At 52.7% G+C, this 13,004-nt stretch carries 9 protein-coding genes; 4 read left to right on the forward strand and 5 right to left on the reverse strand.

Translation table 11 applies throughout. From position 1 onward, the window contains the following. Window positions 1–92 precede the first annotated feature (92 nt). Entirely contained in the window at window positions 93–4,124 is a 4,032-nt protein-coding gene (locus Q5705_11480; protein ID WLI75223.1) for an Ig-like domain-containing protein, read from the reverse strand. 68 nt (window positions 4,125–4,192) lie between these two features. Further along, window positions 4,193–4,633 (reverse strand): hypothetical protein, encoded by a 441-nt coding sequence (locus Q5705_11485; GenBank protein ID WLI75224.1) that lies wholly within the window; start codon window positions 4,631–4,633, stop codon window positions 4,193–4,195. A 498-nt stretch (window positions 4,634–5,131) separates the two neighbouring features. Between Q5705_11485 and Q5705_11490 the strand changes: the two genes are divergently transcribed. Then, complete coding sequence (locus Q5705_11490; protein WLI75225.1) at window positions 5,132–5,704, forward strand: winged helix-turn-helix domain-containing protein; 573 nt, start codon at window positions 5,132–5,134, stop codon at window positions 5,702–5,704. Window positions 5,705–5,785: 81 nt separating this feature from the next. On the opposite strand, the gene groL is transcribed toward Q5705_11490, so the two are convergent. Beyond that, window positions 5,786–7,432 (reverse strand): chaperonin GroEL, encoded by a 1,647-nt coding sequence (groL, locus tag Q5705_11495; protein WLI75226.1) that lies wholly within the window; start codon window positions 7,430–7,432, stop codon window positions 5,786–5,788. 40 nt (window positions 7,433–7,472) lie between these two features. Next, a complete protein-coding gene (locus tag Q5705_11500; GenBank protein WLI75227.1) occupies window positions 7,473–7,766 on the reverse strand; it encodes a co-chaperone GroES in 294 nt (97 codons plus the stop codon). A gap of 239 nt (window positions 7,767–8,005) precedes the next feature. Between Q5705_11500 and yjeH the strand changes: the two genes are divergently transcribed. Next, window positions 8,006–9,262, forward strand: a complete 1,257-nt coding sequence (gene yjeH / locus Q5705_11505; protein ID WLI75228.1) for an L-methionine/branched-chain amino acid transporter — start codon at window positions 8,006–8,008, stop codon at window positions 9,260–9,262. A 31-nt stretch (window positions 9,263–9,293) separates the two neighbouring features. On the opposite strand, the gene Q5705_11510 is transcribed toward yjeH, so the two are convergent. Next, window positions 9,294–9,752 carry an FxsA family protein gene (locus Q5705_11510; GenBank protein ID WLI75229.1) on the reverse strand — a complete coding sequence of 153 codons (459 nt, stop codon included), beginning with the start codon at window positions 9,750–9,752 and terminating at the stop codon, window positions 9,294–9,296. Window positions 9,753–10,089: 337 nt separating this feature from the next. Here Q5705_11510 and aspA point away from each other — a divergent pair, with 337 nt between their 5' ends. After that, window positions 10,090–11,526, forward strand: a complete 1,437-nt coding sequence (gene aspA, locus Q5705_11515) for an aspartate ammonia-lyase (GenBank protein ID WLI75230.1) — start codon at window positions 10,090–10,092, stop codon at window positions 11,524–11,526. Between the two features lie 117 nt (window positions 11,527–11,643). Next, window positions 11,644–12,945, forward strand: coding sequence for an anaerobic C4-dicarboxylate transporter (locus Q5705_11520; GenBank protein ID WLI75231.1), 1,302 nt, complete (start codon window positions 11,644–11,646; stop codon window positions 12,943–12,945). The last annotated feature ends 59 nt before the right edge of the window (window positions 12,946–13,004 follow it).

A 13,004-nucleotide genomic window follows, 5' to 3' on the forward strand; every position in this document is an offset into this window, starting at 1 on the left:
CCAAAAGAAAAACGCCGCCATCGCAGGCCGCACAAATCGGGGAAAATCACAGAAAAAAAGCCCCGCCGTTGTCGGCGAGGCGTTTGGCTGGCTTAACAACCATTCAGATTCGAATTGTTGGTTAGCGTGCTGACGGGCTGTACGTCAACCTTCAGATTCTGGTCGACATTAATTTTAAAGACGTACCAGTTACGGTAAGACAGCGATCCGGTTGCATTTTCCACGGCCCAGGAGAACGTTCTGCCATCCGATAAATAGAGATTTACTTTTGCACTGGCCATTGTCGACTCTAATGAGTACCGCTGAACCGTATAACAGTAGCTTCCAGGATGCATGGTATTGATGGTTATGGTTTCAGGTCCATAACCCTTCGTATTATCAATATCCAGTTCTGCATCCGCCCCTGCTGGCTTCCGGTCAGAATATTGCACATGTTTGGTTCCACTTCCCACAGGCACGAACAGGTGTGAATCCAGATCCCTTGGCAAGGCATCCCAGGTCAGCACTATGCGCGCCGCTTTCCCGTTTAGCACCGGCGACAGGGCAAAACTTTTGGTGTAGTCAGTGATACCCAGCACACTTGCATCCAGCGGGGTTTCTACGGCGATATACCCTCTCCCGTAGCTTGCATGCATATGATATGTCCCTTGCTTGATATTGATGCTGTAGTTGCCGTAGCTATCTGACCTTGCCAGGTAGGCGGGTTGCGCATCGCCCAGCGCTTTAAAAAACCTCACCTCCCCACCGGAAAGAAGGCCACCCGAGACCGCATCTTTTACCACGCCGCGGACTGTCACCAACTGCGCATTAAAATTCACCTTCTTGTCGGCATTAATGTAGTTGGCGTTACTCAGTGAAGCGGCGACCTGAACAGCGAGGGCTTCCTGATACGTACTTTGCAGCACCACCGCGGCAACGCCGGCGCTATCCGTGACGCTCTGGCTGGTAAAGTTTACCGTCGCACCTTTGTCCTGCACCCAATGAACCGGTAAACCGCTAACCGGATTATTGTTTGCATCTTTTACCGTTGCCTTATAGATAAAGTTATCGCTAGCGTTGGCATTTTTATCGATTACCCCGCCGTCTAACAGGACGCTGGTGATCGTCGCTGTTGCCGTATCAGCAATGAAATTGACCTCCTTGCTGGGCGTGGTCGCTGCCACTTTTGCGGTCACGGTATAGCGACCCGCGCGCAAGCTGGTGACGCGGGTTGTCACTTTACCATCTTGATCGCTGAGGCCCTGCGCGCTGGACAGTACCGCACCCGCACTAACGATAAATTCAACCCTGACGCCGCTAAGCCGATTGCCTTTCGCATCCGTGACAATCGCGGTGATGCCATTGACCGCCGTACCATTAGCCACCGCGTCATTGGTATCAACCACCAAATTCGCGTCGGTTATCTGCGCGGTCGCAGCATCGGCAACAAAGACGGTCGACTTACTGATGACTCTACCGTTTACCGTCGCGTTCACCGTATAAACTCCGGCTTTGTTACTCACGACCGTGGTTCGGACTTGACCGTCTGCCCCGGTGACCCCGGACGTTGCCGCAAGCGTCGCGCCGTTGCTGGCGCTAAAGCTGACCGCTACGCCGGAAATGGGGTTGTCATTAGCATCAACGACGGTTGCCGTCACCCCATTTGTTGCAATGCCATTGGCAAGAGCGCCATCGGGCGAGATAACCAGGTTTTCATCAGGGAGCTGGGCCGTGTTTCCATCAGGCATGAACGTTGCTCTTACCTGTGCCGTATGGCGCGTACCCACCAGTTTTGCCGTCGCGTTAAAACTGCCCGCTCTACGACTGGTTAACGTCGTCTTTGCTTCCCCTTGTGCATCCGTCAGAGCCTGCGCGAGCGTAACGTTGACAGGGATTCCCGGAACAAACTGTATCGCCATTCCCGGTAAAGGGTTACCGAGCGCATCCGCCACTTTTACCTGCATCACGTTGCCGTCAATACCATTGGCGAGCGCATTCTGCGTCACGCTGCTGTGCACAAAATGGGCGGTTGAACGGTCAACAACAAACGCCACCGGTTTGCTGAGAGTGACACCATTCACATTCGCCGTAATGGTGGAAGTGACCGCGCGCGTATGGGTAAGCGACAGCAGAGCGTGCCCCTGAGCGTCGGTGAGTGCAATGTTTCCACCGACTAGCGTGGCGCCATTATCCGCCGTAAAGCTGACAGCATAATTGGCCAGCGGGTTGCCATAGCGATCCTTCACCGTGGCGCGTAATTCGTTGGTTTTCACACCATCTGCCACGGCATTATTGGTAATAACAGCAAGATCGGCGAGCCTGGCAGAAGAGACATCGGCAATAAATGCTACCCGGGCGCTGCTGTCATTACCGTTACGTAAGGCCGCGGTAATCACGCCGTTGCCCACGACGCGGCTTTTCAGCTTCACCGTGGCAATCCCCTGATTATTGGTATCCACATCCAGAGTGCCTTTATCCGAAGCGCTAGCGGTAAATAGCGTTGCCGCCGACACATTGTTGCTGTCGGTGAGTTGTGACACGCGAAAGGTTAAACGCTGCCCGCTAACCGGCTGCCCATCACGATTGACCACTTTCGCTGCTATCGTGAAAGCATCCTGGTTATTGGCTAATTGCGCCGTATTCGGCGTCACGTCGAGTTGTTCAACCACGATGCTCGAGCGTGTCACGTGAATAATCGTCGTCACGGGATCGCCGCGGTTGCCATTCTCATCTTCGCCGATCGCCGTTAAGACATAATCCTGCGGGGCGCTGACTGCCCTGCTGCGGCTGGTCACATACGCCGGGACCTGCACATCTAACGCCGTCATTGACGGTTGATGCCAGCGCCCACCGTTCGCCGTGAAATTGGCTGACGCGCGCCATTCAATGCGCTTCAGCCCATACTTCGCTTTGGTCACCGTAACGGGAATGCGCAACGTCGATCCTGCCTCGACAGTAAAGTGCTGAGGCACGGAAAGCGCCACCAGCAGCTGCTTGCGATACTGCATTACAATGTTGTAATTACGATCGACCAGCGCATATTTGCTCCCGATAAGGCTGCGTTGTATATCGACGTTATCAGCATCAAGTTGCCGCCAAAGCGGCACGCCGAGCCGGTAATTCAGAGCCAGATCGAAACGCGTATCGTGGCTGTCGCCAAACGAACGCTCACCGGAGAGGGTTAACAGCGGAAACGGCGAGTAATTCAGCCCCAGAGTTAATGCATAAGGATCGTTTTTAAGATCGCCACTGCTTGCCAGCGCAATATCTTTGCCAAAATAGCGCTCATATTTCAGTGTGCCGCCCCACTGCGGGTGCGAGGGCAGCCAGCCATCAAGACGAACATCAAACCCGTTAGCCGGACGTTCGTCATAATCTTTCATCTTGTCCAGGGAAGAGGGGTGCCAGTCGGTAAGCCCATAATAGGCATTGACTGACATCTTCAGGTAATCCGCCCAGGCTTCGCCACCCACACCTAAACGGGCATTCTTCCCGGTGTAGTCATAGTCATAAAAGGTGTTGACGCCGTACATCCCGCGACCGATCTGCTGGCGATAGCCAAGCCCGATATTGGCAATATTGCGTTCGTCATTCTTGCGCAGACCCAGTTGGCCAAACAGCAGTTGGTTCTCGTTATCCAGTAGCGGCACCAGCAGATCGCCGGTGACAGCGCCATCGCTACCCAGCGAGGCATTTACGCTGCCTTTGTTGTCCATCCAGTCGTTGATTTGCTGGTTGACAATCCCTTCTCCCAGGCTGCGCGCAAGATTTAATGACGAGTTAGTCATATCTTTCGACATCAAGACCTGTCCGGCCTGGGCGAGTTTCGGTGCCAGCGATTGCTCCGGTGTCGCGCTATTCACATCATTTTGCACAGCGTCGTTTTCACTGCCTAAGTCAGGCAATGATTGCGCCAGTGGCTGTGGGGGCGGGATATCGGGTGGCGGAGACGGGTGCGTCAACATTCGCGGCTCATTAACCAATGCCTGCAAACCGGACATGGTCTCATTCATGTTCCGGTAATCTTCATATTCCGTTGCCCGCGCCATGGGCGTTACGCTTAATAATAATGGGCTGAATAACTGGAGAAGTATTATTCCCCAGGCTGTACGCCGCATCCAGCCGGGCAGTTGTATTGTCTTCATTATTATGTCATCAAAAAAAGAATAAAAAAGCCGTTTCTAAAAACGGCATTAAAAAAGGGTCTGATTCGTTAAATATTGGAAAGGTTGCGCATCTTTTCTTTAACGATTTGATAACTGGTGTAGTGGGCTTTTGCACATAACGTATCCAGTTTTAAATCAAGCTGCATGGTGTATATTTCCTTCGCCTCCTTTCCCATAATGTTTTTATTGATATTCAGAAAGCGGTAACCATCACCAATTTTGGTGTAATCGGCAGAATAATTTTTATAGGTATCGGTATTAGTGCCACGAATGAAGTTAAATTGGTCGATACAAGGGTTATTCGTGGAAGCAATAACGATTCCATCGAAAAAAGGTGATTTGCGTTCTGCTATCGCCGTTTGTGACCCTTTCGCAGTGTTGTCCGACACCGCAGAGGAGGGTCTGTTTTTATTGGCGCTATTACCAGCACAAGCCGAAAGTAAAAAAGTGCACGCGGCACTTAATATAATGGCATTGAAACCTTTCATATTAGCTTTTCCTTTAAAATTAAAACATTACCACGACGGGTACGTTTTAAACCGCGCAGACAGCAGCGCGATAATGCAACTGCCAGCCTGAGCGAGCTTAATAAAGGGTAATAATAAAAGATTGCAACTCGTGCCAGCCATTTATATCGGGAAGAATCAAACAAACAACATTTATTGTTGCGCTGTAAATTTTATATAGAGAAATACCCATGCTTTATAAAAAAATAAATAACAAAACTTCAGCCTGCAAAAAAGAAATATGTCATTAAATGCCGGAAGGGCGATCCTGAAAATGAAAAAAGTCGGTCTGATTTATTGACAATAAACAGGACATCGACAATATGATTGCGTTTTTTGTTGTGCAGCTTTAATAAGCCTGTACCATGAGGATTTTGCTAACAGAAATAAAAGGCATTGTTTTTCCTTCACTATTAATGAAGTATCTAACGCGTCTCTGTTAATTATTTTGTGATGAATATCATCCTAAAGGATATTTATATGTATTTTATTATAGATAAGGAAATCTATTTCAGACCTGCCGATGGAGCCGTATGGAGGATCGGAGCTGAAAACGAAAAAAGATATTTAACGCTTGCCAGCAGCAGGTTGCTGGCTTTTTTTATTGAAAACCGTGGGGAGGTTGTCTCCCGCGATGCGATTTTTGAAGCCGTATGGGAAAGATATGGATTGCACTCATCCAATAATACGCTGAACCAGTACATCTCCCTGTTACGCCGGACGCTAGCGGACTTCGGCTTAGGCTCGCATATGATTAAAACAATTCCCAAAATCGGTTTTTTGTTTAGCACAGATATCACCGTTTCAAAGGTGACAGCAAAGCACAATGAGCCGGCGGCCACTGAACCGCCCGCCGGGAGCAATCGCTATAAGTCACTGGCGCTATGCTTACTCTTCCTTCTGTTCATTGCCTTACTGATTGGCGTATGGCAGAACCGGTCCCCTGGCGCTCCGATCTCCCTGAGCTGGCATTCTGCTGAAAAAGCCGAGCAATACCATGCCATCGCGCCTGATAGCGACAACCGCCCCCGGCTACTGGCTGAGGGCGGATGACGGGCAAAAAAAAGAGCGGGCTAAGCCCGCTCTTCTTCGTTGAACTCGCGCCCGATTAAACCGGCGCGAGCCCGCAGCACATTACATCATGCCGCCCATACCGCCCATGCCACCCATACCGCCGGCAGCACCTAAATCAGGCGCGTCGCCTTTCGGCAGGTCGGTTACCATGCACTCGGTGGTGATCATCAGACCGGCTACAGATGCCGCGTACTGCAAAGCAGAACGGGTTACTTTAGTCGGATCCAGGATACCCATGTCGATCATGTTGCCGTACTCTTCAGTGGCCGCGTTGTAACCGTAGTTACCGTCGCCCGCTTTCACGGTGTTAGCCACAACAGACGGCTCTTCGCCGCAGTTCAGTACGATCTGACGCAGCGGAGATTCCATTGCGCGCAGCGCAACTTTGATACCCACGTTCTGGTCTTCGTTCTGGCCTTTCAGGTCAGCAAGTTTGCTGGCTACGCGAATCAGCGCCACGCCACCACCGGCAACCACGCCTTCTTCAACGGCAGCACGGGTCGCGTGCAGCGCATCTTCAACGCGGGCTTTTTTCTCTTTCATTTCAACTTCGGTCGCAGCACCGACTTTGATAACCGCAACGCCGCCAGCCAGTTTCGCTACGCGCTCTTGCAGTTTTTCACGGTCGTAATCGGAAGTCGCTTCTTCGATCTGCTGGCGAATCTGAGTCACACGACCCTGGATTGCCGCTTCTTCACCAACGCCATCGATGATGGTAGTGGTGTCTTTGTTGATCACAACGCGTTTAGCCTGACCCAGGTCTTCCAGGGTGGCTTTTTCCAGTTCCATACCGATTTCTTCAGAAATCACGGTACCACCGGTCAGGGTTGCAATATCTTGCAGCATCGCTTTACGACGGTCGCCGAAGCCCGGTGCTTTCACCGCAGCCACTTTCACGATACCGCGCATGGTGTTAACCACCAGGGTCGCCAGCGCTTCGCCTTCCACATCTTCAGCGATGATCAGCAGCGGTTTGCCTGCTTTCGCAACGGCTTCCAGAACCGGCAGCATTTCGCGAATGTTGGAGATTTTTTTATCAGCCAGCAGGATGAACGGGCTTTCCAGTTCTACTGCGCCAGTTTCCGGCTTGTTGATGAAGTACGGGGACAGGTAACCGCGGTCAAACTGCATACCTTCAACCACGTCCAGTTCGTCTTGCAGACCGGTGCCGTCTTCAACGGTGATCACGCCTTCTTTACCGACTTTATCCATCGCTTCGGCGATCAGTTTACCTACAGTTTCGTCGGAGTTAGCGGAGATAGTACCCACCTGAGCAATAGCTTTAGAGTCAGAGCACGGTACAGACAGGGTTTTCAGTTCTTCAACCGCAGCAGCGACAGCTTTGTCGATACCACGTTTCAGATCCATCGGGTTCATGCCCGCCGCAACGGCTTTCAGGCCTTCAGTAATGATGGACTGTGCCAGAACGGTTGCAGTGGTGGTACCGTCGCCCGCAGCGTCGTTCGCTTTGGAAGCCACTTCTTTCACCATCTGCGCGCCCATGTTCTCGAACTTGTCTTCCAGTTCGATTTCACGTGCTACAGAAACACCATCTTTGGTGATGGTCGGTGCACCGAAAGATTTATCCAGAACCACGTTACGGCCTTTCGGACCGAGGGTAACTTTCACTGCATCTGCCAGAACATTCACGCCGCGCAGCATTTTTACACGAGCGTCGTTACCGAATTTTACGTCTTTAGCTGCCATTTTCTTTATTCCTTAAATTCGTTCAGGTTCGCGCGCGTTGTTACGCTTCAACAATTGCCAGAATGTCGCTTTCGGACATAATCAGCACTTCTTCGTTGTCGATTTTCTCAGCCTTCACACCGTAACCATCGTTGAAAATCACGATATCGCCCACTTTTACGTCCAGCGGTTGCACAGTACCGTTTTCCAGGATGCGGCCCTTACCGACAGCGATGATTTCGCCACGAGTTGATTTGCCTGCCGCAGAACCGGTCAGAACGATGCCGCCAGCAGATTTAGACTCAACTTCTTTACGTTTGACGATCACACGATCATGTAACGGACGAATACTCATTGATAGCTCTCCTTTGAGAAAGTCTTTATCAGTTATGGTGAGGCCGGATCCAAACGGTTCTCCGGCTGGTGACCAGAGAGATGGGGTTAGCGCGCTCCCCCTTCAAGGGGCAAAACAAAAAAAATTTTGCGAAAGTGCGACCGACGATCCTCCCCCCATTGCTGGCAGGCGCTGGCGCGGTCATAAGCAAAAGTGATTGTGATAATATCGACGCTCCTGAAAAGAGACAGACAGAGAAAATGAGCGGATTAAAACAAGAGCTGGGGCTGGCGCAGGGCATCGGTTTACTCTCTACGTCCTTACTCGGCACCGGCGTATTCGCGGTACCGGCGCTGGCCGCGTTAGCCGCAGGCAGCAGCAGTTTATGGGCCTGGCCATTGCTGATTATGCTGGTATTCCCGGTGGCGATTGTGTTTGCCATTCTCGGGCGCCACTTCCCAAGCGCAGGCGGCGTGGCGCATTTCGTCGGCATGGCATTTGGCCCGCGGCTGGAAAGAGTGACCGGCTGGCTGTTTCTCTCGGTTATCCCGGTAGGGCTCCCTGCCGCATTACACATCGCCGCCGGATTCTGGCAGGGCATGTTCGGCTGGCAAGGGCCGCTGCTGTTAATGACTGAGCTGGGCACGCTGGCGTTAATTTGGCTTATCGGCACGCGCGGCGCGGGTTCCAGTGCCAATCTGCAATCGATTATCGCCGGGCTGATTGTGGCGTTAATTGTCGCTATCTGGTGGCGCGGCGGCATTACCTTTACAGACATTCCGTTCCCGCCGTTATCGCAGGTATCGGTGTCCGCGATGTCCGCATCGCTGGCGGTGATGTTCTGGTGTTTCGTCGGGCTGGAGGCATTCGCGCATCTGGCCTCAGAGTTCAAAAACCCCGAGCGCGATTTCCCCCGCGCGTTGATGATTGGCCTGCTGCTGGCGGGTTCGGTCTACTGGGCCTGTACCGTGGTGGTGCTGCATTTCGATCTCTGGCATAAACTCGGCGCGGCGGCGTCGCTGCCGGTGATTGTAGTCGAGCTATTTGGCAAACAGGCGTTATGGATTGCCTGCATTATTGGTTACCTGGCCTGCTTCGCCAGCCTGAATATCTATATCCAGAGTTTCGCCCGGCTGGTGTGGTCGCAGGCGGCGTATAAGCCCGACAGCGCGCTGGCAAAGCTCTCCGCACGCCAGTTGCCGGTTAACGCCTTGAACGCGGTGATCCTCTGCTGCATGATCTGCACCCTCGCCATTTACGCCTTCGACATTAATCTCGACACGCTGATCATCTATGCCAACGGCATTTTTATTATGATCTATCTGCTCTGTATGCTGGCGGGCTGCCGGTTATTGAAGGGGCGGTTTAAAGCGCTGGCGATTGTCGGCAGCGCCCTGTGCTTGCTGTTGCTGATTATTCCCGGCTGGAAGAGTTTGTACGCGGTTATCATGCTGGCGGCACTGTGGCTGTTTTTACCGAAACGCCGCACGGACGCCATTCACGCTGTGCGCAAGTAAAACAAAGCCCGGCGAAACCGGGCTGGGGAACTTAACGATCGTCTTTATTATCGAGGCGGTTGTTGGGATCGTCTTTACGCTGATACTCCCCTTCAAAAGTATCGCCGCCGCTAAAGCCACCGCCCGGCCCGCGCGAAAAGCGCAAATGCGGCATCAGCTTCAGCGTCATAAGTTTTTGCACCGGCGGCAGGAGCAGTAACAGGCCGAGGAAGTCGGTAAAGAAGCCCGGCAACAGCAGTAACAACCCGGAGATAATCAGCGACACGCTTTTGATCATCTCAGCCGCCGGGCTTTCACCCGCCGCCAGTTTCTGCTGCATTACCATCAGGTTTTTAAAGCCCTGATTGCGCACCAGCGACATACCAATGACCGAGGTAAACAGCACCAGGATCAGTGTCATCAGCACGCCAAAGACATGAGCGACCTGAATGAAGATCGTAATCTCGATGTAAACGTATAAGAAAAAAGCAATAAACGGTATCCAGCGCACTGGCTTCTCCTGTGAACAAACAGACGCCATCAGGCCCCTGTTAAGATGAGTTTGCGAATCGCATAGAGGTGAGATGGTGGCAAAGTCGGAAAATTCAATTTCGCGCATGATGTAAAGTTTTGTTTGTTACGCAGCGGTGACTCATTTCACATATTAGTAATAATGATGGTCTGACGAATATAATAAGTGATCCCGATTACGGCAATTCACACTCGCCAGCATATAATTTCAGTTATCTGGCCGATTGAGGGAATAATCGTCGGTCGAAAAAGACACATAACCACGTAAATACTGTGTGTTTGGTGTATTCATTCGTAGCTTGAAAAAGAAGGTTCACATGTTAAACAACATTCGTATCGAAGAAGACTTGTTAGGTACCAGGGAAGTGCCAGCGGATGCCTACTATGGCGTGCATACTCTGAGAGCGATTGAAAACTTTTATATCAGCAACAGCAAAATCAGTGACATACCTGAATTTGTTCGTGGCATGGTGATGGTAAAAAAAGCAGCGGCGCTGGCAAATAAAGAGCTGCAAACCATTCCTAAAAGTATTGCGAACGCTATTGTTGCCGCATGTGATGAGGTTCTGAACAATGGCAAATGCATGGATCAGTTCCCGGTAGACGTCTATCAGGGCGGCGCGGGAACCTCGGTGAACATGAACACCAACGAAGTGCTGGCAAACATTGGCCTCGAGCTGATGGGCCATCAAAAAGGTGAATACCAGTACCTCAACCCCAACGATCACGTTAACAAATGCCAGTCGACCAACGATGCCTACCCGACCGGGTTCCGCATTGCGGTCTACGCCTCGATTGTCAAACTGATCGATGCCATCAAACAGCTTGGCGAAGGCTTTGAAAGCAAAGCGGTGGAGTTCAAAGACATCCTCAAGATGGGCCGCACGCAGTTGCAGGACGCGGTGCCGATGACCCTCGGTCAGGAGTTCCACGCCTTCAATGTGCTACTGAATGAAGAGACCAAAAACCTGCTGCGTACCGCAGAACTGCTGCTGGAAGTGAACCTCGGCGCGACGGCTATCGGTACGCGCCTGAATACACCGGACGGCTACCAGCATCTGGCGGTGCAGAAACTGGCGGAAGTCAGCAACCTGCCCGTTGTTCCGGCAGAAGATCTGATTGAAGCCACCTCCGACTGCGGCGCCTACGTGATGGTTCACAGCTCGCTGAAACGCCTGGCGGTAAAACTCTCCAAGATCTGTAACGACCTGCGCCTGCTCTCTTCCGGACCGCGCGCCGGGCTGAACGAAATCAACCTGCCGGAACTGCAAGCGGGCTCCTCCATCATGCCGGCCAAAGTCAACCCGGTGGTGCCGGAAGTGGTCAACCAGGTGTGCTTTAAAGTGATCGGCAACGACACTACCGTCACCATGGCCTCTGAAGCAGGTCAATTGCAGTTGAACGTAATGGAGCCGGTGATCGGCCAGGCGATGTTCGAGTCGATTCATATTCTGACCAACGCCTGCTATAACCTGCTGGAAAAATGCATTAACGGCATTACCGCCAACAAAGACGTGTGCGAAGGCTACGTCTACAACTCTATCGGCATCGTCACCTACCTCAACCCGTTTATCGGCCACCACAACGGCGATATTGTTGGTAAGATTTGCGCCGAAACCGGTAAGAGCGTGCGTGAAGTGGTGCTGGAGCGCGGCCTGCTGACAGAAGCTGAACTGGATGACATCTTCTCAGCGCAGAACCTGATGCACCCGGCGTATAAAGCGAAACGGTATACCGATGAAAGCGAACAGTAATTTTCCCGGCAGTTAAAAAGTAAGAAGGCACGTCCTGAGTGACGTGCCTTTTTTCTTATGGGTGGTTACTAAAATATAACAATTCAATATCACTTAGTTAAAACAAGGAAGCCAACTATGTTTGCAGCAGAGCTTGTCCTCGTCCTGATTGCCATCTACCTGGGTGCCAGGCTTGGCGGCATCGGCATCGGTTTTGCCGGTGGCCTCGGTGTGCTGGTCCTGACGCTGTTTTTCCAAATCAAACCCGGCGCAATTCCCTTCGACGTTATCGAAATTATTATGGCGGTGATCGCCGCCATTGCCGCCATGCAGGTGGCGGGCGGTATGGATTACCTCGTCAGCCTCGCCGAGCGCATGTTGCGCCGCCATCCGAAATACATCACCTTTCTCGCGCCGCTGGTCACCTGGTTTATGACCATTCTTGCGGGCACCGGGCATACGGCGTTTTCCACGCTGCCGGTGATTACCGAAGTGGCAAAAGAGCAAGGTATTCGCCCATCGCGCCCGCTCTCCATTGCCGTGGTGGCCTCGCAAATCGCCATTACCGCCTCGCCCATCTCTGCCGCCGTGGTGTTCTTCGCCGGGATCCTTGAACCGCTGGGCGTCAGCTACCTGACACTGCTGGCTATCTGCATTCCGGTGACGCTGATCGCCGTGATGCTAACCGCGGTGGTGTGTAACTTCCTCGGCAGCGAACTGAAAGACGATCCGGTTTACCAGGAGCGCCTGGCAAAAGGCGAAGTGAAACTGCGCGGTAGCCAGGTTTTTCAACTGAAGCCGCACGCCAAACGCTCGGTGCTGCTGTTCCTTATCGGCATTGTTGCAGTGATGCTCTATGCCACCGCCATCAGCCCGACGGTCGGTTTGATTACTAACCCGATGCTGCCGCGTAACGAAGCGATTGTGGTGTTTATGCTGACCATCGCCACGCTTATCTGCCTGACCTGCAAAATCGATACCGGGGAAATCCTCAACGCGAGCACCTTTAAATCCGGCATGAGCGCCTGTATCTGCGTGCTCGGCGTCGCCTGGCTTGGCGATACCTTCGTCAAACATCACATTGAAGATATTCAGATGGTGGCTGGCGACTTGCTGCACAGCTACCCGTGGCTGCTGGCGGTGGTGCTGTTCTTCGCCGCCACGCTGCTCTATTCGCAAGCCGCGACCACCAAAGCGCTGATGCCTGCCGCGCTGCTGCTCGGCGTCACGCCGCTGACAGCGGTAGCGTCATTTGCCGCCGTTTCCGCCCTGTTTGTGCTGCCGACCTACCCAACGCTGCTGGCCGCCGTCGAGATGGACGACACCGGTTCGACGCGTATTGGCAAATTCGTCTTTAACCACCCGTTCCTGATCCCCGGCGTGATCGCCATTGCACTGTGCGTTGCCCTCGGTTTCCTCTTCGGCGGCATCCTGTTGTAAATGTCGTAAAATCGGGCTGCCCGGCGGCCCGATCTTCTCCCTTCGCATGCTATAGTCCC

This window comes from Kosakonia sp. H02, assembly GCA_030704225.1.
Lineage (GTDB): Bacteria > Pseudomonadota > Gammaproteobacteria > Enterobacterales > Enterobacteriaceae > Kosakonia.